This is a genomic window from Enterovibrio sp. QJM3NY_24, assembly GCF_057786035.1.
Genome location: NZ_CM173519.1, coordinates 2,411,325 through 2,431,192, shown reverse-complemented (window position 1 = coordinate 2,431,192; position 19,868 = coordinate 2,411,325). Strand labels below are relative to the sequence as shown.

The following is a 19,868-nucleotide window of genomic DNA, read 5'->3' as shown; positions in this document are numbered from 1 at the left end:
TAGTGCCTTTTTTATCGGAGGCACTATGAACCAAGAGCAAAAACGCGCCCATTGGGCAGCAGTTGTTGAGCAACAAAAACAAAGCCCGCTATCCATCAAGCAATTCTGTGCAGACAGCGGCATCAGTTATCAAACCTTCTACTATTGGTCTAAGCGATTGCGTTCTCCTGACGCGACGCAGACACTTCAGCCTATCATTTTCAATGAACATGAAGATACGCAAGCTGAGTCGGTGATCATTACCTTTGCCAATGGTATTCGCGCTGAGTTACCAACAACACTGAGTGCCGCTCAGATCAAACACTGGGTGGATGCCTTGCAATGACCCCCTCTGGCAAGGTCTTTCTGGTCTCCGGTGTCACCGACATGCGAAAGTCTATCGATGGCCTGTCGCTGATTGTCGCCGAGCAGCTTGAAATGGATCCGTTCAGCGAAGCCTGGTTTATCTTCTGTAATCGGGGACGAGATAAACTCAAAATCCTCTTTTGGGATACCAACGGTTTTTGGCTTTACTATCGTCGATTGGAAAAAGGAACCTTCAAGTGGCCACATCCCAATCCTCTTGGCGTTATTACCATCAGCAAGCCCCAGCTTTATTGGCTGCTATCTGGGTTATCACTGGAGAACAACAAAGCCCATCGCCCCCTCAGTGGGCTAGAAGTGTGACGCTTGATACTGATCGTCATATTGCGCTTGAACGATCCGTTTTAGACGTCACACTGGGCATCATTCAGTGCTGTAAAATGATGCCCAATGACCGACTTTCCCGATGATATTGAACAACTTAAAGCCATGCTTCTTGCCAAAGATGCCTTGTTGCAGGCCAAAGAGGAGGAAGTCGCTGCCCTGAAAACCCAAGTGCAATTACTGGTTGAGCAACTCAATCTCAGTAAATCCAAGCGCTTCGCCTCCCAAAGCGAAAAAGTCGCCAAAGGGACGTTCAACGAAGCCGAGCAACAGAATGCGTTGCCCAAGCCTTCCACCGAACGCGGTAAGACGGGTCGAAAACCGTTGCCCGCCGACCTTGAACGTGAGGTGCAAAGCCACACCCTCAATGCCCCATATTGCGACTGTTGTGATGCGCCCTTGCATGAATGCGGCAAAGAAGTCAGTGAAACGTTGAAAATCCTGCCACAGCGAGTCAGTGTGATCCGCCATGAGCGCACCAAATATGCCTGCCGTCAGTGCGAGCAGACGGCAGAGACCAGCAAGGTCATCACCGCACCGAAGCCAGCGAGCATGATCCCCAAAAGCCTCGGCAGTGCGGAGGCCTTCGCTGCCGTGGTCACCGCCAAATACGTAGATGCACTGCCGCTTTACCGTCAGGTTGATATCCTCAACCGCTCCGGCATCGATATCAGCCGCGCCACCTTGGCCAACTGGTGTGTGCAGCTTGGCAGCAAAGTGCAGGTCATCATCGACACGATGAAAGCGCAGCTCTTACAAGAAATACTCATCTGCGCGGATGAAACCACGGTGCAAGTGCTCAGAGAGGAAGACAAACAAGCACAATCCAAATCCTACATGTGGGTCTATCGCAGTGGAGAGTTTACCTCCAATCCAGTGGTGATTTACGACTATCATCCGAGTCGAGCGGGCACCTGTGTGCGTGAGTTCCTCGGTGATTACACCGGCTATCTGCTATCAGATGGTTATAGTGCTTACGACACACTGAAAGACGTGACACAAGCCGCCTGCATGGCGCATGTCCGCCGTAAATTTACCGACGCGCAAAAAGCGTCACCGTCAACGAAAGCAGGGAAACCGGAGAAAGCCCTGACCTTCATCGGCAAACTTTACGGTATTGAAAAGCGAGCGAAAGGACTGTCTGCTGAAGCCCGCCAACAGCTTAGAGTGCAAGAAAGTCTGCCCATTCTGAATGATTTTAAAGCGTGGCTAGATAGTCAGCATGTGTTGCCCAAAGGTGCATTGGGTAAAGCGATAAGCTACGCCCAAAATCAGTGGTCCAAGCTGCTGACCTTCCTTGATGATGGCCACATCAGCATTGACAATAATGTGACGGAGCGGGATATCCGACCATTCACGACAGGCCGAAAAAACTGGATGTTCTCAACCTCAGTCGGTGGAGCGAAAGCCAGTGCCAATCTGTACAGTCTGGTGATGACGTGTCGAGCCAATGACATCAATCCGTATTATTACTTCCGGCATCTGTTTACAGCGTTGCCGACGCGTTCGCTTACCGATGATATGACGGATCTGATGCCGTGGAATGTTGATCTCAGTGGCATCGAGTAGGACTTCACCGGTTCATTAGCCGCTTACAGATGAACGGGATAAATCGCTTTGATGAGCAGTAGACATCATGGGCGACACCTACTGATCATGCCGTGTTACTAACCTCGATGAAACCAGATCTGATAGGTTGCCCTATCTCTTTTATGTCCGAATTCTTGCAGGTGCATATTTTCTTGCTCCGTTTTGCCCCAAAGCTTGTTAGCTACGAGGTTCCTCACGGATGACAGCCTCAACTCTTGCCTTAACATAACTACAAATAACGGCAATAATCTAATCATTCGGCAATGACTGAGTCAAAGGAACCATTATGCATTCAAAAAGACTTGAAGATATTGATGTTAGCTTCATTGACTATGAGGTAGGTCTTGAACGATATGTTAGGTGTACTTGGGCCCTGCATATGTACAGGCATCACGTGTTTCGTGCAAACCTGTCAGATTCGTTCATCCTGAAGATCAATCGAATCAATGGATCTTTGGGGATCGCGGTAGAGACCATTGATTTGAATGAGTATAAAGACAACTTTAGGTCGTCAGAGGATCTAAATAAATCTATTGAGGAAAATGAATACCCTAGGTGGATCTGGTTTTACGGTGTTGAAGCGTTAAAGGATTCAAACTTTTCAGGTTGGTTGCGTAGTCGGTTAACAGTCCGATCAATAGAGAACTTACGAGTTATCTTTGTTGCTGAATCTCGTGACGATTATCGATATGTTTTTTGTGATAGCAGGGCAGCTTTCTATAAATCTACGATGTTACTCCAAACTGATATTGGCGACCAAAATTAGGATTGTGGAATAGCGTAACTGGTAAGGGGGTTGTAAGTTATTCAGGTTGTTTGGAGTAGAAAAAATGATTCAAATGTTCAAAGCTTCGTAACTTGGAGATGTCCACTTTTGAGGTGGTCATGATGACTAGCTCGAAAGTGCCCCTTTCTAATTTAGTTAAAACTATCAGTAGTAAGGGGCGAGCGGCTTAATGGCCTCATTTTTCTTATCTTAGAGAGTCTAAATGTAGTGTGTAGTGGTCAACTCATTCCGGACAGTAAATTAGGCTGATTTTAGTGGTCAACTCATTCCGGACAGTAAATTAGGCTGATTTTCAGCTTTCGCAGGTGGAAGACCACCGTTATAACTATGCGGTCTCTTCCAGTTGTAATAGCTCATCAGGTAATGGCTGATATCTTTGGATGCCTCAGCAAAAGATGCATAGCCTGTTGCTGGTATCCATTCAGATTTTAGACTTCTAAATAGCCTTTCCATTGGAGCGTTGTCCCAGCAGTTGCCACGGCGACTCATGCTTTGTGTCATCCGATACCGCCACAGGTGTTGTCGAAACTGGCGACTGCTGTATTGGGAGCCTTGATCCGAATGGAACATCACGCCACTTGGTTTTCCTCGTTGCTCATACGCCATCGACAACGCTTTTGTCACCAATGCCGCATCAGGACTGTCAGACATGGCCCAACCGACAACCCGTCTGCGATACAGATCAATGACAACGGCAAGATAGCACCAACGATGACCCGCCCATATATAGGTAATATCGCCGCACCATACTTGATTTGGGGCGTCGACAGTGAACTGACGATCAAGCTGATTGGGAATATCAGGCCGTTCAACCGTAGCTTGCTTATAGTTATGTGAACCGGGTTGCTTGCTGATGAGTTGTGCCTCTTTCATCAATCGGCGAACCTTGAATCGTCCAATCTTATGTCCGATTTCACACATCATGCCGACCAGAGTGCGACTACCCGCAGAGCTTCTGCTCAGCGTAAACAGTCGGTTGATCTCGCTACGAAGATGCAAACGTTCAGCATCAATATCATGGCGTCGTTGGCAGTGCTCATAGTAAGTCGACGTGGCGATATCGAACACAGTACAGACCAATTCTACCGGTTCTTGCTCTCTCAATTGGTCTATCAGCGCGTACGTTCGAGTTCGTCCGACATCAAGAGAGCAGTAGCCTTTTTTAGAATAGATTTTTCTCGTTCAAGTCGATGGATCCTTGCCTCTAACTCTTGGATTTTCTGCTGCTCTGGCGTTAAGGCTTTGGAAACTGGCGTACTACCGCCGCGCTCTTGTTCAAGTTGTGTGACCCAGCGTCTGAGTCCCGTTTCACCGACGTTTAATGAGCGGCTAGCCTCAGCAATTGAATACCCTTGGTCAAGTACCAAACAGGCTGCTTCTAGTTTAAATTCAGCGGAGAATGAACGACGTTGTCTTGTCATGGAACACCTCTTTCTTTAGTGGTGACTTTACCACCTTAAATGGTGTCCGGGATCATTAAACCACTACACTTTATTTGCCCAGCAACCGATCGTGAAGCTTATAAGACGCTTAAAGATGAACGCACCGTCCGTGAGATCAAGCAAGCTTTGTCCCTTATGGGGCGAGAACTTCAGTGTACGAGCCGAACGAGTGCTTATTATGTGACTTACAAGGTTATTGATGAGCATAACCGCCGCCAGGTAACGACATTGATGAGCAACGTACACGGTATCATTCGACCTGTTGTTAAGTTCATTGCAACAGTCAGTGAAGCGGCTCAAGTGGAAACGGTGATGGTTGGCGGTGATGAGTTAAATGTCCCTGTACTTAGTGCGCAAATCCAATCCTCTCCAAGTTTGATGGAGAAACTCGATAGTATTTACCGACTACCAAAAGTTAGTCGAAAAAAAGTTCGTGAGACTGCTACCGAAAAACTCGATGTGGTAGTCGAATTTTTGGTTAAGGAGGGGGTTGCCCATCTCGTAAATAAAGAACGTCAACTTTATGTAATGACAGGTAAGCTAGACTTTGTTTACGAGATACTAGACTTCATCGATACGCATGAGAAGATTGTTGAGACAGTCAACAAAGCAAACGAGGAACAAGCGGAGTTCGACTTTTGAGTAGCTCTCAAAGCAACGGCAAACATGGTGGCGTCGGCCATATGCTTCGCTTAGTCAGCCAAGCAAGAGACACGCTAACTCAAGTCTTTGAGAACGGCACGATCCGCGAAACCCATGAGAACGCCAACGAACTGCGCAAACTGAAAGAAGCACGAGTTGTTATCGTTACAAGCCGCGGCTACCGTGTCCACCCGAAGATGGAAGCACTGATGAACTACTTCCTTGAGACGGAAGCAAGTTCGTTCCTTGGAACCCAGCACGCGGAGCGTATTCCAGAAATACAAGATCTAGCCCAAGAATATCTAGAAGCCAAACTCAATGGCAAAAGGGAGCAAGAAGCAGATAGATTCAACACCCTTGAGGGTGTTGTCTATGAAATTACCATGGATCTACAAGAATCTTCTCGACGTCTACGCAACCGTATCAGCTATGAATTTGGTTACGGCAATACACTTGTTCAAAAACAGAAAGAGAACCAAGTCGCCATCGATCAAGCTGAAAAACTTGTTATTGGTATGAAAGCTTTCTCATTTAAGCTGCTAAGCGACATGGGAGGGGAGAATTCTGAGCTAAACACATTGTTCTGCGTTGAAATGCACCATGCTATTCGTAGCTGCCAGCAAGAATTGGGCTCTATCCTAAATCAACTTCGTGCCCTCATGATGAAATATCGTAATCGAGAGCGTGATAAAGACCTTATCAACGCTTTTGATCGATTCATCGATCAAGAGCCACACTGGACACCAAGTGAAGAAGTGATTTTGCCAGATGAAATAGCAAAGCATGACGGTTTACCTGCATTCTGGCTATCTGAACCAATTGAGTTGACATATCACCCAAATCCTGAGGACATGGACCAAGAACCGGAATTGGCCGACATTGTAGAGAAAATCACGGCACAACCCGTCGAGCAGGAAGATCTACCAGTTATAGAAGAAGCTGAGCGTCGAGAGTTTACACTCGATGTTGAGATACAAGAGCTGATTGAAGCTGATATTGATTCCCACTGCGATACTCTCTTTGTTGAAGCTTTTATGGCTAAGGGGAAAACAAAGGTTTCTGCTTTGGATTACTATGAGCAAATCAACGATGATCTACCTGAAGATCTTGAGCGACTAACATGCGCTAAAGATGTATGGCTATTTAGCGTGCTTAACTTCCATAGTTCGATGCTTCCACAAGACCGTAAAGACTTTATTATTGAGCCTATTGGAGCACATACCTATTATGCTGAGGGCAGTAACATAGGCTATGGCAACTTTCACCTAGAAGATGTATCTATATCGAGGAATTAGTGAGTAAAATTATTGATAATATTACGAGTGGTGATCTAACTCGACTTAAAAACATCTTCGTTCCTGCCAAAATTCAACATGGGGCCTCCGTAGTTTTAACGGGTGTATTTCAGGTCTTTCACCAAGACTATGGTATCGGTAAAACTAGCGCTGGAAAGTTACAGCTAACACCCAAAGATATACGCCAAGTCAGGAAGTTAATTAAAGAGCATTCAGGATTCGATTTTTTAACCGATTCTATACCAAACACTCGAACGGACATGGCTAAGTATTTCCCAAACGAGAAATTAAGTACTACACCGGTTAAAGATAAGGTAATCAAGGTCTATGGGTTATTGTCCACTAACATAAATGGTAAGAAATACAATCTAGAGAATGGTATGACCATTGAGATACCACTAGATAGATTGATAAGTATTGAACACGAACAAATAGTAATTGTTGAGAACTATGAAGCATTCAGAAACTTTCGAAAAGTAAAATCCGATATTAACCCAAACCCTCTTGTCGTTTATCGAGGAGATAAGGATGGTGGCGTTATATCAAAAGAAATAGCGTTGAATTTTCCTGATAGGGAGCTCGTAGCATGGTTTGATACAGATCCGTCGGGAGTATCTTTTGCTCTCGCTTCAGTGGCGAATTCCATGCTTGTGCCTGACATATCAAAAGAAGAATTATCAAGGCATGGTAGATCAGAGCTTTTCGACAGCCAATACCAGTTGTGGGAAAGAGCCTCAGATAAAATTCCGCCTGAATTGAAGCAAGTAATGAGTGAGTCAGGCAGGGGGTTGACTCAGGAGGCTATTATTGCCAATGGTATTCGCCTTGTGTCGCAGCCCATTGATTGATTGCGTTGTCATTTGACAGGGATATAATCATCACTTAATGTTACTTATGTAACGGCTAAATGTACCAGCGGCAATTCTTGGTGCGAAGATACCCAGCTGAATTCAAAGATTTTAATGTAGAAGATAATGGTTGTGACAGGGTTCAAATCCCTATCTCTCCGCCAAATTAGATTAAGCCCGCTCAGTGAGCGGGCTTTTTCGTTTCTGTCTTTTGCGTAAATAACGTGGTTATTTTCCTGTTTACTCTGTTTGTGCGATAGGCGAGGTACGACCTGGTGCTTGGGTTGGGGCATATCCCAGCAATCTGTCGTATGCCCGTTTAGGTAAGCTCATCATCACCAAGGGCACGAGATACAGCACAGTGAAGAAAGAGGTGGTCATGCAAAACACGATAACCACAGCAATATTGTATTTTGCCACCGCACCAAAATTGAACTGAAACACCAAAGGCAACACGCCAAGGATCAGTGAGAACGAGGTCATAAATACTGCGTTGAAACGCTGCGAGCATCCCTCGACGATGGCGTCTTTGAGCTTGGCAGGATCTGCATATTGGCGAGCAATTCGGATCACTTCGTAAACCATGATAACGGCCTGTTTGGACGATAAGCCCACCGCGGTCAGAATCGACAAGCGAGTATAGATATTGTCTGACAGACCAAATAAATCTAACGCGATATAACCCGAGAAGTAAGTGACTGGTACGGTCGATAGCACGATGATGAGAGGCGCGACAATGGAGTCAAATAACACCGTCAGCAACAAGAAAATGAGCAACAGCGAAAACAGGGTGATGTTCATGTGTTCAGTCACTGACGAAGAAATCGATCGGCTCGAACCAATGAAGGTAATGTTGTGTTCCGCAATGCCTTTTGAGATCAGAATGTCTTTTAGTGCGTGTATCGCATCGTACTTATTAACACCAGAAAGAGTAATGCCGCGAATTTGCACGCTTGGTAGCCCATTGGTTTTATTTATATTCAATGGCTCAAAGGAAGGCTCAACATGTTGAACGGCACTTTTCATGATCTTGCGCGTCCCGTCATTGTAAAGCGTGTAGTCATCAATCAGCGTGGTATTTTGTGTGTTCTCAATGTGTGGTTCAGACGTTGAAACGCCGAGGTACACTTTTACGTTGTCATTGGCGTGTGGCGTTTTGCCAATGTAATTTGGCTGAGAAAAAGCTGCGATGAGAGAGGCGAAATAACGGCGTTCCGCACTGCCATAGGTGGTGGTGTCCACTAACGTGTCGATATTGAATTGGTTCGACACGTATTTCGCATCGTGAACCAAAAACTCAAACAGGCCCGTGGCACGTGCTTCTCGCAAAGCCGCCTCCACGTTGCCGAGCACTTCTTCGGTGTCGCTGCCCATGATTGCCATGTCGATAGGAAAAGTTGATGCACCGGGAATATCGGTGGGTAAAATCACAAAAGAACGGCTTAAGGTTTCTTGTGCCAGTAACGATGCCAAACGCTCAGATTGCTTAACCAACAGGTTGTTTTTCTGCGGATTATCAACAAATTGCTGTGCAGTATATTTTATGGATTGTGTGATGGCTTTCCACCACACAGTGTCCGCTTCTTTTCCGTTTTCGTTTCCTTCTAACGTTTGATTGGCAAATTCAGGGGCTTTCAGGCGCACATAATGTGTGATCATATTGCTGTCAGGCAGGCCTGTCACATAATTGGTGGAGTCGACCCATGGCAGCGCAAGAATACGCTGGGTTAAGGTGCTGGCTTGCTGCTGCACATCTGCGGAGGTCGCGTTCGGGCTCACTTCACTGAGTACCAACAACAGGCGTTTGTCCTCTGGCGGTGCGACTTCGCTGTCGCTGTTTTGCCAAGCAAAGAACCCCACCACTAACACACCCATGATGACAACCGCCGTTAACGCACGGATCACGCTGCTTTGGGCAAAATGGCACAGCGATTGATGATAGGCACGTAGCGCCGGGTTTTGATAAGGCGTTATATTCGAGTTCGCATCCGAGCCGTTCGAGTGTTTGCGTTGCGTCGGCAAGAGCTTCGGGGTGATAAGCACAGAGACAAACAAAGAGCACAGGAGGGCGATAGAAATGGCGATGCCAAATTCTTTGCTCACCACGCTATAGTCTGCACTTGAGAAAATATACGGCAAATACACCACCACCAACGTTAGCGTGATCGCCACCAATACCATCAAAATAGCGCGTAATCGCATCAATTGATTGCCGCTTTGAGTCAATCCGTTTGGGGCTGATGTGGTGTGTCCGTTTAAGTAATCGGTCACCACAATGGAGTCATCCACCACCAAACCAATCGCAATGATTAACGCCGTAATGGTGATCAAGTTGATGGAATCTAAAGACACAGAATAAAAAGCAAACGCCAATAGCAAAGAAAGGGGGATAGAAAGCGAAATCGCAAAAGCTGAGGCAAAAGAACGTGTGGTGAAATACACAATCAAACATGTCACGGCGATGGAGAGCATGATCGACATCAGCGTTTCTTTGATCGAGCCATACAGCATCACAGTGCTGTCCATGATTTCCTGCGCCTGAATATCGGGTTCTGCAACTAAGAAATCAGCGATCATCGCTTTCACGTCGGTCGAGACCGACAGTGGGTTAGCCCGTCCGTCGAAGGTCGCTAGCATCACCACGCCGTCTTTGTCATTGAACTTGGCTTTCACGCGAGAGTATTCGTTGGCAACACGAAACGTCGCGATATCAGATAAGCTGTGAACCCCTTGCGTACCGTTATTTTCAAGGCGCAAGGTTGCCATTTTTTGAATGCCGTTATCCATGGATTTGTGATGATAGATCTCGTAATTGTCACCGTCGACAAGGTAGCTGGCAGGCTGCGAAAAGGCCGATTGCACCGTGTCATAGACCTGGTTGAGCGCAAGCCCGGCGGCGTTCAAACGGTCTTGATCGACATCGATATAAATGGCATCGCTTGGGCCATAAAGCGCCACCGATTGAATGCCGGCTAAACTGCGCAGTATCGGCGTCACTTCACTTTCCAGCAATCGGCTGACCAGAGAATCTGAGCGCGCGTTAGAGGTGAATACGTATCCCAAGTCCGGCGCGAAATCGCCTTTGTCTAACCCCGAGGTCAGTTCATCAAGGTTATTTTGCACCATAGGGCGATTTGTCAGTTGGTTACTGATATCGCGAGCTACCGCGTCAATGTCCACGCTTTTGTCGAACTTACCGGTGACGCGAAGTGAGTTATTACTCACCGTCAGACGGGTATATTCCAATCCATCTTGCTCCGCAAAAATATCCTCAATATAGCTCGCTACGTGGGTCGCAATGTACTTAGCTGACTTATCGTAAAATTGGGCGGAAACAAAAATAGTACTGCTGCGAGAATAGGGGAATGAAGTGAGCGTGACGAACTTGAGTGCCGCCAGCCCACACAGAGTAATGAGCAACATCAAAATAATGTAGCCCATGCGTGATTCGAAGTAGCGACCAAGCAATGATGGCGCGGTGACTGTGCTTTTCATCGTACCATTCCCACTAATTGTTGCGCGGTGTCAGACTCAGGCTCAGCAGGCAGGGTATTGTCAGGGCGGGGCTTTTTCACGCGAACCAGTTCATTGTCCAGCAGCTTGAATGAACCTGCGGTCACAATGTAGTCGCCCGGTTTCACGCCGCTTTCAAGCTCCAACACACCATCGTCATACCAACTGACCTGAACATAATTTTTCTTCACGCGTCGACCATCGAGTTTGAACACATAAAACCCTTTGTAATCCAAATGCACCGACTTGTTTTCAAGGAAAATGCCTTGGTCTGCGCGTTGAAGCGGCAAAGTGGCCGTACAGCGTTCGAACAGTGAATGGTTTACCAAATTGGCGGGTTGGCCTGTGCTCTCCATCATCACATCGTCAGGGCTGAGCGAGCCGTAAAGGCTCACGAATTCACCGTTATCTTCGGGTTCGTGATGGCTGTACTGCGCTGTGGCAATCACATCGCCGTTATCGACAGAGCGCAGCGCGATTTCATCATTCAACGCAATGGAAGAGAAAATGTGGAGCGGAATTTTCGACGTGAACTCAAAGGTTTGGTTGCCATAAAACGTGAGTACCGACACGCCAGGATTCACGCGGTCATACTGCTTCACAGTCGGGGTTTCGAATACGCCATCTTCAGGCGCGTAGAATTTGAACGATTCAAATAACGCACGTTGATACGCCACTTCCGCGCGCAAGTTATCGACTTTCAATTGCAGCTCGTCGACTTCCTGCTTGGCATTTTTCACCCGTAGCGAGCGGTATCGTTGTAAATTCAGCTCATTCAAACGCAAGTTGTTTTGCGCCACTTGATAGTGATACCGCACCGATTCGTTTTCAATTTCGAGCAATAACTCGCCCTTCTTCACTTGATGACCGCCTTTGCGAACGTATACCACTTCACCCTCCACTTTAGGTGCAAGGTGGTAGATGTTCTGTGGTGCAATCATGCAAGCAGACTGATAAACCTTATTGCGACGTTCTGTCCGCACGAGCTGGCTTTCAACCGTTTTCATCTGAAGGCCCGCAGGAATATCTGTATCCGACGTTGTTTTCTTTACGCCTGCGAAGGTGAAAAGCGAAGCACCGAGTGCCACCGTGAAAACTGGGATAAGAAGAGCGAGTTTATTGTTCATAATGTCTCTGCTAACTGTCTTGGTTGAACATGAGAAAGCGGCTCACGTGATTGCCATTGGGTAAGGTCATCGTTCAATAACGCTTCTTTCAGGCGTGGCTTGTTATGCTTGCCGTTGTCATTGATTGGAATGTCCATCAAACGCGCAACATGCTTAGGCAGATGAGAAGAGAGAGCAGAACGCTTGAGTAAGCGCTCGCGAATCACTTTGTCTGATACGCTTTCGCCAATTTCTTCCACAATGAAGGCGGTGATTACCATGGTGTCTGGGTTCACCAAAATGCAGGCATCGCGAATTTCAGGTTGAGATTTCAACCACTGCTCATGCTCTTTGCAGGAATACTTCAAGCCATCAATTTTGAACACTTCATCTTTGCGACCGCTGAGGTAGAGATAGCCTTCGCTGTCCATGCAGCCAAAATCCCCGGTTGCAAGCTTCTTCTGGCAATCGTTTTCATCGAAGAAAAGCGCCTTGCGAGTGGCCTCTGGGTTATCTAAGTATTCGGTCATTACATGCGGGCCAGACACCACAACTTGCCCTTCTGTGCCTGCAGGAACGGGTTGGTTGTTTTCATCCAGGATCTCAATGCGCGTGCCAGGAATCGCGATGCCAACGCTTTCTGGCTTTTTGGCGTACTCGTCTGGGTGTAGCCATGTGGTGCGTTTGCACTCGGTCAAACCGTACATAGAAAAGAAGCGACAGTTGGGGAAAACGCTTTGCATGTAAGCCACTTCACCGCCGTGGATAGCCTCTCCCGTGTTCGTAATGGTAGTGACAGAATCCAGTGATTTAGCCGCACCAAATTGCTTAATCAAGCGCGCCATTGACGGCACAATAGGGAAATGGGTCGCATTGATTTTCTGCACTTCCATCAAGTTCTTCTGCGGGATCATAAAAGAGTTGGTTAAGAAGGTTTGGCAGCCCGTGAACAGTGGGAACAAGATTTGATAAAAGCCGTAATCGAAATTCAGGGGTAGGGCGTTGTAAATCACATCGTCGGCACTGATTTCCAAATATTCGATGATGGATTGGGCTGCGAACAGCACATTTGAATGACTCAGCGCCACACCTTTTGAACGGCCTGTTGAACCTGAGGTGAAGAACACCAAACCTAGATCGCTAGCGACGGGTTTGCGACTGCGCTGCTGTGCCGACACCGCGGTATCACACACGCCGGTTGCGCGGTCATTGCGAAGCCAGCAAGGCGCGTCTAATGCATAACCATCTTGGGCATGGGCGTTTAACTCCCGGTAGTAGCTCAATTGATACAGGGCTTTGCTTGCATGTTCAGGGGCAATCAACAACACATCGGCTTCATACTGATCGATAATGGCTTGATTTTTAGCCAGATCAGCGCGGGCATCAATGGTGGAAAACAGCACACCGAGCTTATTCGCCGCCAGAAGTAGCGGCAACGTATTCATGCCGCGACCTGCGATGTAAAGCAAGCGATCACCAAGACCGAGCCCTTCACGCGCCAGAGCATCGGCATGGCTATTGGCTTTATCCAGCAAGTCGGTGAACGTCCAATCGTTCTTCGCGTCGCGCAGACATACTTTGGTTGGGTACCGCTGTTGAATGTGTAGTAACTGATCGTAAAGTGTCGTTTTCATAGGGTCATATTCCTTCATAGCGTCACAGACTGCATTTTCTGCATCAGGTGGTATTCGTAGCGAGAACGGCCAATTTCAAACACGATGAAAATGGCAGAGGCGAAAAACGCCACGGCAAGTAAGGTGTAAAGCTCAATGCTGGTGGTGCAATAAGGGCGGACAATCTCAATCAGTGCGACTTCACCGCCGAGGTAGAGAAAGTTGTAGATAAACGCGCGACGAGAACGGAAGGTTTGTTCCATATACACCGTCATGCCGACATAAGTAGAGAGCACCAATAGCGCTGGGGAAATAATGCGAAGGTATTGCGCACATTCCGCTGCAATGGACGGCTCATTGACCAGCCAAAGAGCAATGTTTTCGCTGAAGATAAACACGGCCAACAGCACAGGGATTTGATACAGCGCCGATTGAACCACAAACTGGGTCACGCTGTTTTTGAGCATGCTGTAGTCGTAATCTGCCGAATGTTTATTGAAACGAATGGCTTGGCTTACCCCAACCGCAATGGACAGCATGATGATCAGATTCTGAATCCGCGCGTAAAGTGGGAAGGCAGACGCTGCCGCATCGCTGTATTGCAACAAGACATAGGTGATGTAAAACAACCATGCAATGAGTAACAAGTAGCTGGAAAATATGGGGAAAATAATGGATAGCAACTGTTTGCATTGCGCTTGCATGGCAGAGAAGTAGGCCAATGCGCGAGGGGCGATGATTTGGCGTAACGTCGGCGATAACGTCAGACCCATCGTGATGGCAACCAATGTTGAAGAGGCTGCAGCATAAGGCATTGCCATCACGCCGTGACCTTGCTTGGCAAACACGAAAATCAGGCTCAGTTGCAGAACATTGGCGACCACCACAATGCTGGTGGCCAGCGCGTTTTTCTCTTTCGCAAACAGGCAAGTTGTTAAAACCGAAGAAACAGTGATGGGCAAAAACACCAACGTCATGGCCAGCAGCAAGTCCGAGAAATCGAGATACGCGACGATTGGCAGATGAAAATAAGACTGGAGCAGGGGCATTAGCCCCCACACCATCGCGCCTAACCCACCAAACAGCACCAGCGCCATACCCAACAAAGTGATAATGGCGCTGTGAACCTCGGGCGATTTTGCATCGTCATGACTCGATACGATAGGCAGTGCACCTGCTCGTAACGCATCAGACAATGCAGACAGCGTGAAGCCAAACGGCATGAACACCGTAAGGATCAGAAGTGCCCGCTGGTCTTCTTGGCTGATGATCCACACTGCCAACAACTGCGTGACAAACGTCGACGACGAAGAGGCGAAGATAGAAAGTGTCGATGCGATATGTCTCATTGTCCGCTCCAAGGGCTCACGTAATCATTCCGCTTCAGGATGTTGGCCAAGTTATGCTTTTGGATAACGTGCGTGCCTTCCATAAAATCGAAGCCGTAGCTATCACGCATAAACTTACGAACGTGGGTGAAGTGGTCAGATTGCAGCTTGTTGACGTGCTGGAATAAGAACGGACGGATCTGTTTCACCAAATCATCCAGTTCGATTTTCGCCAGCGAGGAATACGCCATGTTGTCAGGCTCTTTATCCGCGGTTTTCGCTGCCACCAGATTCACCTCTCGAATGGTGGCGAGAATGGTGTTGAAGTAACGACATGTATCTTGCGGAATACCTGCCTCTTTGCCGTGTTCCAGCAAGAGGTCAACCGCCGCTTGTGCATAGCCAATACTTAAACCCACCACACAAGGGCGCATTTTGTTGAAGGTGCGGATCATGGAAAACAAACCGCGCTCGCAAGGGTGAAGGTGCTCCCCCAGCAATTGCTCTTGTGGAATTGGCAGTGAATCAAATTTCAAATAAGACAAACGCGCGCCACGCAAACAGTATTGCTTTAATAAACGGCGTTCTATCTGTGGCGAGTCAATCATCTCCTTGGTGAGCAATGCAGCGCGGGTCGCGAGCGGGCTAGCGCCTGTTTTGAACAGCACCACGCCCATGTCGCCGCGTGTCCCGTTGCCAATCAGCCACTTTTCGCCACTCAATGTTCCATTGGTATAGCGCGATTCCAATCGTCCGGCATCACTGCCTTTGTTAGGTTCAGTCACCGCAAAAAAAGTGCGGCAGTTGTGCGCTTTCAGGTAATCGTAAAACTGTGCTTTTTGTTCTTCCGATCCGGCTTCATTTAAGATCACCCCAGACAAACTTGGGCCAGGAGAGAACAACAAAGCGCCGGGGTCGCCGTAAGAAAGCTGCTCAAACATGCGGACACGTTGTTCCGTGGTCATGGAAAAGCTGCTCAGCAGCAGCGCATCCAGTTGCGCGTTGCGAAAATCCGTGTTGCTGTGAATGTCTTGGTAGCTATCAACCGCCGTCGCGATTTCACGCAGCCACTCAATATGCTCGCCATACAGCTCGCCGTAGGTCGCGGAATATCTGTCTAAGCTAATCATCGCCATTGCTCCAAATCGTTCAATAAAAGGGCATATTGCAGGTGATGTTCAACACCGCCTCCGGCAAGAATGGAAATGCCGCCTTGTAAGTTGGAAAGGATATTGGCTGCCAGCAGTACGCGCTCAGTCAGCGGCGCTAAGGTGTCTGGCAGCGTCTTAGACGACAATTCAACTTGGAACAAAAAACGGTGATAGTCGGTAACGGAAAGGGCAACATTTTCGATATCGAGTAAGGTGTTATCGCCGACTTTCTTTGTTTTCAGTCGTGACACAACATGGCGAAAGAACACCGACATTTCAGTGTGAAATTGGCTCAAAGATTGGGTGACAAAATCTGCCCAAACGTCGCCTTGCTTGGGGTCGGTTTCGTGGGTAAACGCCTCTTGGTTCACCGGCAAAGTAGGCAAGGTGTTGCCAATACGCGATGACACTTTCACCAAATAGGTATGAGGCAGGGCGATGAGGTTTTCAGCCTCAACAAGATCTAGGCTCACGGCAGGGCCGTGCGCGTTGGCTTGGCGATCTATCATCACCATGCTGCCATCGGCACCATGAAAAACAGAGATCAAGCTTCCTGTTATTTGCTCTTGTTGCAGATCATCAATGATGCTGCAATTATTTTCAAAATCGAGACGATACATTACAACGGCCTCAACAAGCTGATGGTTGTATTTAGCGATTCGGCATCTTCATCAATGAAAACCCAAATACTGCTGCGAAATGAATCGGGGTGTTGCTGATACTCTGCTAAGAGCTTGGGTAGGGAATTAACCGAATACTCCGGAGGTAAGAAGTGTGCGTTCGTGAGTAATGCTGGCGGGATCTCGCCTTTGTCAGATAAATAATCCAACTGCTTAAAGGCGGCCGTATTTCGCTGAAGGAAAAGGGTGCAATCTCCCGCGCCGAGTTTGTGCTTTTCGAGCAGGGCTGTTATTTCCCCGCTCAGCGCAAAGTGGGACGTATAGATTTTGTTTTCATTCAAAAATACGGAGTCTTCAAGTTTGAACAGAGCACCGTCGCGGTTGGCTTGGCTGACAAACATGGCTGAACCGCTCGACCCAGCAGGCATGATGTTGTTGTCTGGCAGGTAGCGAGGCACAGAGTTTTGCTCCATACCCACCAAGATCTTGGTGCGAGCGTCTTGCAAACTGTCGGTGTTGAAAAGAATGTGTAGCGCCGTCGTGGTAGCGATTGACCCCACATCGCACACATCAATGATCTCGGCGTCTAGGTCGCGTTTCCAAAGGAAGTAAGTCGCAAATGCCGAGTACTCTGGGTCCCACTCGGGTGTCCAATAACTAAAGGCCACATCGGAGATATCTTGGTAAGCCGCGAAAGGTAAGTCGCCGTCTAGCACCGTATCAATAATGTTGGTATAGCTGTATTGGTCACCCGCCAAAAAGGTTTCTTGCGACAGGTTCTTGTCGGAAATACGGTATAAATCCTTAAAGTAGGTGGTATACCGCTCCCGAGGTTCCTGTCGAAGGCTCCTTTCTTTCAGTGGGAAATATTGGCAATAATTAATGTACATAATTAAGCAGCCGGTGCGAGTTCTACATTTTCAACAATGTAATCGACCATGGCGCCAATTGAGCTGAAATGGCGTTCCTCCAAACTTTCAGGATTAATCGAAAACCCATCAATAGATTCTTCAAGCTCCATCAAGAACGTAAGAGAGCCTAATGAATCCATCCCTAAGTCATCACGTAGGCTGGTGTTCTCAGCAAGTTCAACATCTTCCGGAATCGTGATGGTTGATTTCAGAATGGCCACCATATTTTGATACGCAGTTTCTCTTTGCATAATTAACTCCATTTACTCGGTTAGGTTGTTTGTATGTTGCTAGAAATCCATGAATACAAACTAAGCCTGAGACGGAGATTTGATAACCTGACACTTTTAACAGTGCGTTTTTTCAAGGACAGAGTGGAAGAGGTATGTAGGCCTAATTGCTTGATTTTAATTATGTAAATTTGGGGTTGGTGTTAAGGCATGTATGGCGAGCGAGCGGAGCTGTCACTTATGACAGGCGAGTGGGTGCATAGGGGAAAAAGGCGAGAAAGAAGGAAAGATGAGAGCAAGGGAACATGGGGGATGGGTGTGCAAAGACGCCATTGACGTCTGTTATGTTCGTAGCCATTTGTACATGATGTAGCTATCAACTAGCCCTAACTGAGCATGTTTATATGCTTTTGGGATAGTACCAATGATAGTGAAACCCAGCTTCTCCCAAAGCTTGACCGCGACGTCATTGGTAGAGACAACGCTGTTAAATTGCATTGCATCGAAACCGAGCTCAATCGCTGTTTTTTGTGAGTGTTCACACATAAGGCGAGCAATACCTTTACCTCTCGCCTCACTTGAAACCATGTACCCACAATTGCAAATATGACGACTTGGACCCATCGCATTTGGCTTAATGTAGTAGGTGCCGAGAACGAGATCATTTTCAATGAAAACATAAGCTTTTAGTGGCATTTCACACCATAGCGAGAATGCCTGTTTCAACGTCATATCGGGGTCGAATGCATAGGTTTCTTGAGCCTGAATAACGGCATAAAACGTTGGCCAGAATGATTCGAAATCCGATCTTGTGATTTCCCTAATCATGAGTGTTCTCCTTGAACATAACACCTCTCGATAAGTCATCATGTCTAAACCAGATGTCTCTATCAAGTCGGTATCTATTCAGCGTGCTCCAACATCCCTTTTCTAAACACTAGGTTTCTGAACACAAGTGAGCACTGAGCTTTCTTTATCTTTTTGGTGGAATTAGTTTTCGCTTGTGAAAATGCGAGTTAGCAGGGCTTTTAAGTATCGGTGGGGTCGCTGACGGGAGGATAGGCAAAGGAAAGATGCTCCCCCACCTTTCAGCAAGGTGAGGGAGCCAAACCATCCCGCTATTGTGTGACCAAATTTTCATCAAAAAACGCCACCACATCATTCGCGAGTGCGGTTTGCTTAGGGGTGCGCTCAATTGGTTTCGGGTCTTTGCAGTTTTCCAAAAAGAGAGAAAGCGGCCAAGGGCATGACGGCAGGTAAACATAGTGTCCTGCACCTTCTAACTCTTGGTGCTGTTTGATGTAAGGGTGGGACTGCGCGAGCGATGCCATGTCGCTTGGGCTGACGTACTCATCTAACTGGCCGTTAGCAAGGAAAACCGGTGGCGCATTTTCTTGGTCTGCCATGTCAATCAGCTGAGTGTAGGCTGGCGCAAAAAGCGCGATGGCAGCAGCAGGAATTGCTGGGGTGAAGCTTAGTGACGATGCGTTAGCGTCTTGAGAAAGAATCGCCTGAATGCGCTGCCCAAAACGGGGGTTACACAGCAAGATGTTTTCACCACGTGGTTGGGTTTCACAAAATGCAGGCTGCTTGTCTAACAGCGGTGGAAAGGCAGTGCTGGTGAGCGCGGCGTAACCGCCTAATGAATACCCCAAGATGCCTACTGGTAAACCGCGAAGGGCATGTTGGACATCGTTGGTGTAAAGCTGTTCGAGCAGCAGTTGTAAGTGTCGTTGCCTGGCCACCATGGGGTCGTTTTCAACAAGGCCGCTGCGCAAACCTTTGAGATCATCATGAGAGACGGCGGCAACCACATAACCTGCGTGCGCCAATTGTGCGGCGTATACGCGCATGGTGCCTGCGGTGGCAGAAAAACCATGCGAGACTAGAATCACGCCTTTGGGTTGGGTATTACTGTCGGGGGGTAATTGCCAAGTCCGAGCCTCCAGCTCGGTTTGACCGGCGGCGTCGTCCACGGTGAATGTTGACACCTGCAAGCCTTTCTCTAGCGCAGGGTCTACTGGGGGGCGTTGCAATAAAAATATCGCCAGTACGATGATGCTCAGTACGACGATAGTGGAAATCAGAAAAATACTCATCTTCTT

General features: G+C 47.7%; 17 protein-coding genes. 6 read left to right on the top strand and 11 right to left on the bottom strand.

Annotated elements, in window-relative coordinates:
* Nucleotides 1-25: 25 nt before the first annotated feature.
* The 3 genes from tnpA to tnpC all read left to right on the top strand — a co-directional run bounded on the left by tnpA (nt 26) and on the right by tnpC (nt 2,256).
* Entirely contained in the window at nt 26-325 is a 300-nt protein-coding gene (tnpA, locus tag AC3CIC_RS10650) for an IS66 family insertion sequence element accessory protein TnpA (protein ID WP_407330990.1), read from the top strand.
* Nucleotides 322-666: an IS66 family insertion sequence element accessory protein TnpB gene (gene tnpB / locus AC3CIC_RS10645; RefSeq protein WP_407330989.1), complete on the top strand. Its 345-nt coding sequence runs from the start codon at nt 322-324 to the stop codon at nt 664-666. Before tnpA ends, tnpB begins: the two co-directional genes overlap by 4 nt.
* An 87-nt stretch (nt 667-753) precedes the next feature.
* The gene (gene tnpC / locus AC3CIC_RS10640; RefSeq protein ID WP_488514319.1) at nt 754-2,256 is read left to right on the top strand and encodes an IS66 family transposase; all 1,503 of its coding nucleotides are present in this window, start codon (nt 754-756) and stop codon (nt 2,254-2,256) included.
* A gap of 1,066 nt (nt 2,257-3,322) precedes the next feature.
* Here the strand turns inward: tnpC and AC3CIC_RS10635 are convergent.
* Nucleotides 3,323-4,485 (bottom strand): IS3 family transposase gene (locus tag AC3CIC_RS10635; protein WP_488514316.1). Its coding sequence is split into 2 segments (ribosomal slippage): nt 3,323-4,230 and nt 4,230-4,485, totalling 1,164 coding nucleotides; the frame shifts between segments, so codons are not numbered across the junction.
* 201 nt (nt 4,486-4,686) lie between these two features.
* On the opposite strand from AC3CIC_RS10635, the gene AC3CIC_RS10630 reads away from it, so the two are divergent.
* From AC3CIC_RS10630 to AC3CIC_RS10620, 3 genes are read left to right on the top strand one after another with little or no spacing between them, the layout of a single operon-like run.
* On the top strand, nt 4,687-5,148 hold the full coding sequence (locus tag AC3CIC_RS10630; protein WP_488514582.1) for a hypothetical protein: 462 nt from the start codon (nt 4,687-4,689) through the stop codon (nt 5,146-5,148).
* Nucleotides 5,145-6,443 carry a hypothetical protein gene (locus AC3CIC_RS10625; RefSeq protein WP_488514581.1) on the top strand — a complete coding sequence of 433 codons (1,299 nt, stop codon included), beginning with the start codon at nt 5,145-5,147 and terminating at the stop codon, nt 6,441-6,443. The genes AC3CIC_RS10630 and AC3CIC_RS10625 overlap by 4 nt, the downstream gene beginning before the upstream one ends.
* Nucleotides 6,443-7,291: a DUF7281 domain-containing protein gene (locus tag AC3CIC_RS10620; protein ID WP_488514580.1), complete on the top strand. Its 849-nt coding sequence runs from the start codon at nt 6,443-6,445 to the stop codon at nt 7,289-7,291. The genes AC3CIC_RS10625 and AC3CIC_RS10620 overlap by 1 nt, the downstream gene beginning before the upstream one ends.
* Nucleotides 7,292-7,531: 240 nt before the next feature.
* Here the strand turns inward: AC3CIC_RS10620 and AC3CIC_RS10615 are convergent, their stop codons facing one another.
* From AC3CIC_RS10615 to AC3CIC_RS10570, 10 genes are all read right to left on the bottom strand, one after another.
* A complete protein-coding gene (locus tag AC3CIC_RS10615) occupies nt 7,532-10,786 on the bottom strand; it encodes an efflux RND transporter permease subunit (protein ID WP_488514579.1) in 3,255 nt (1,084 codons plus the stop codon).
* Nucleotides 10,783-11,931, bottom strand: coding sequence for an efflux RND transporter periplasmic adaptor subunit (locus AC3CIC_RS10610; RefSeq protein ID WP_488514578.1), 1,149 nt, complete (start codon nt 11,929-11,931; stop codon nt 10,783-10,785). Before AC3CIC_RS10610 ends, AC3CIC_RS10615 begins: the two co-directional genes overlap by 4 nt.
* Nucleotides 11,928-13,544 carry a class I adenylate-forming enzyme family protein gene (locus tag AC3CIC_RS10605; RefSeq protein WP_488514577.1) on the bottom strand — a complete coding sequence of 539 codons (1,617 nt, stop codon included), beginning with the start codon at nt 13,542-13,544 and terminating at the stop codon, nt 11,928-11,930. Before AC3CIC_RS10605 ends, AC3CIC_RS10610 begins: the two co-directional genes overlap by 4 nt.
* 14 nt (nt 13,545-13,558) lie before the next feature.
* Nucleotides 13,559-14,872 (bottom strand): MATE family efflux transporter, encoded by a 1,314-nt coding sequence (locus AC3CIC_RS10600; RefSeq protein ID WP_488514576.1) that lies wholly within the window; start codon nt 14,870-14,872, stop codon nt 13,559-13,561.
* Nucleotides 14,869-15,981 (bottom strand): acyl-CoA dehydrogenase family protein, encoded by a 1,113-nt coding sequence (locus AC3CIC_RS10595; protein ID WP_488515904.1) that lies wholly within the window; start codon nt 15,979-15,981, stop codon nt 14,869-14,871. Before AC3CIC_RS10595 ends, AC3CIC_RS10600 begins: the two co-directional genes overlap by 4 nt.
* Nucleotides 15,978-16,622: a hypothetical protein gene (locus AC3CIC_RS10590; protein WP_488514575.1), complete on the bottom strand. Its 645-nt coding sequence runs from the start codon at nt 16,620-16,622 to the stop codon at nt 15,978-15,980. The genes AC3CIC_RS10595 and AC3CIC_RS10590 overlap by 4 nt, the downstream gene beginning before the upstream one ends.
* Nucleotides 16,622-17,512, bottom strand: a complete 891-nt coding sequence (locus tag AC3CIC_RS10585; RefSeq protein WP_488514574.1) for a hypothetical protein — start codon at nt 17,510-17,512, stop codon at nt 16,622-16,624. The genes AC3CIC_RS10590 and AC3CIC_RS10585 overlap by 1 nt, the downstream gene beginning before the upstream one ends.
* A 2-nt stretch (nt 17,513-17,514) precedes the next feature.
* On the bottom strand, nt 17,515-17,784 hold the full coding sequence (locus tag AC3CIC_RS10580; protein WP_488514573.1) for an acyl carrier protein: 270 nt from the start codon (nt 17,782-17,784) through the stop codon (nt 17,515-17,517).
* A 321-nt stretch (nt 17,785-18,105) separates the two neighbouring features.
* The gene (locus tag AC3CIC_RS10575; RefSeq protein WP_488514572.1) at nt 18,106-18,591 is read right to left on the bottom strand and encodes a GNAT family N-acetyltransferase; all 486 of its coding nucleotides are present in this window, start codon (nt 18,589-18,591) and stop codon (nt 18,106-18,108) included.
* A 290-nt stretch (nt 18,592-18,881) separates the two neighbouring features.
* A complete protein-coding gene (locus AC3CIC_RS10570) occupies nt 18,882-19,862 on the bottom strand; it encodes an alpha/beta hydrolase family protein (protein WP_488514571.1) in 981 nt (326 codons plus the stop codon).
* Between the last annotated feature and the right edge of the window lie 6 nt (nt 19,863-19,868).

What these genes read in the sequence shown, in the direction of transcription:
- AC3CIC_RS10585 (WP_488514574.1), bottom strand. Translation starts at nt 17,512, where the DNA reads ATGTACATTAATTATTGCCAATATTTCCCACTGAAAGAAAGGAGCCTT.
- AC3CIC_RS10590 (WP_488514575.1), bottom strand. Translation starts at nt 16,622, where the DNA reads ATGTATCGTCTCGATTTTGAAAATAATTGCAGCATCATTGATGATCTG.
- AC3CIC_RS10575 (WP_488514572.1), bottom strand. Translation starts at nt 18,591, where the DNA reads ATGATTAGGGAAATCACAAGATCGGATTTCGAATCATTCTGGCCAACG.
- tnpB (WP_407330989.1), top strand. Translation starts at nt 322, where the DNA reads ATGACCCCCTCTGGCAAGGTCTTTCTGGTCTCCGGTGTCACCGACATG.
- AC3CIC_RS10605 (WP_488514577.1), bottom strand. Translation starts at nt 13,544, where the DNA reads ATGAAAACGACACTTTACGATCAGTTACTACACATTCAACAGCGGTAC.
- tnpA (WP_407330990.1), top strand. Translation starts at nt 26, where the DNA reads ATGAACCAAGAGCAAAAACGCGCCCATTGGGCAGCAGTTGTTGAGCAA.
- AC3CIC_RS10570 (WP_488514571.1), bottom strand. Translation starts at nt 19,862, where the DNA reads ATGAGTATTTTTCTGATTTCCACTATCGTCGTACTGAGCATCATCGTA.
- AC3CIC_RS10615 (WP_488514579.1), bottom strand. Translation starts at nt 10,786, where the DNA reads ATGAAAAGCACAGTCACCGCGCCATCATTGCTTGGTCGCTACTTCGAA.
- AC3CIC_RS10600 (WP_488514576.1), bottom strand. Translation starts at nt 14,872, where the DNA reads ATGAGACATATCGCATCGACACTTTCTATCTTCGCCTCTTCGTCGTCG.
- AC3CIC_RS10610 (WP_488514578.1), bottom strand. Translation starts at nt 11,931, where the DNA reads ATGAACAATAAACTCGCTCTTCTTATCCCAGTTTTCACGGTGGCACTC.
- AC3CIC_RS10580 (WP_488514573.1), bottom strand. Translation starts at nt 17,784, where the DNA reads ATGCAAAGAGAAACTGCGTATCAAAATATGGTGGCCATTCTGAAATCA.
- tnpC (WP_488514319.1), top strand. Translation starts at nt 754, where the DNA reads ATGACCGACTTTCCCGATGATATTGAACAACTTAAAGCCATGCTTCTT.
- AC3CIC_RS10595 (WP_488515904.1), bottom strand. Translation starts at nt 15,981, where the DNA reads ATGATTAGCTTAGACAGATATTCCGCGACCTACGGCGAGCTGTATGGC.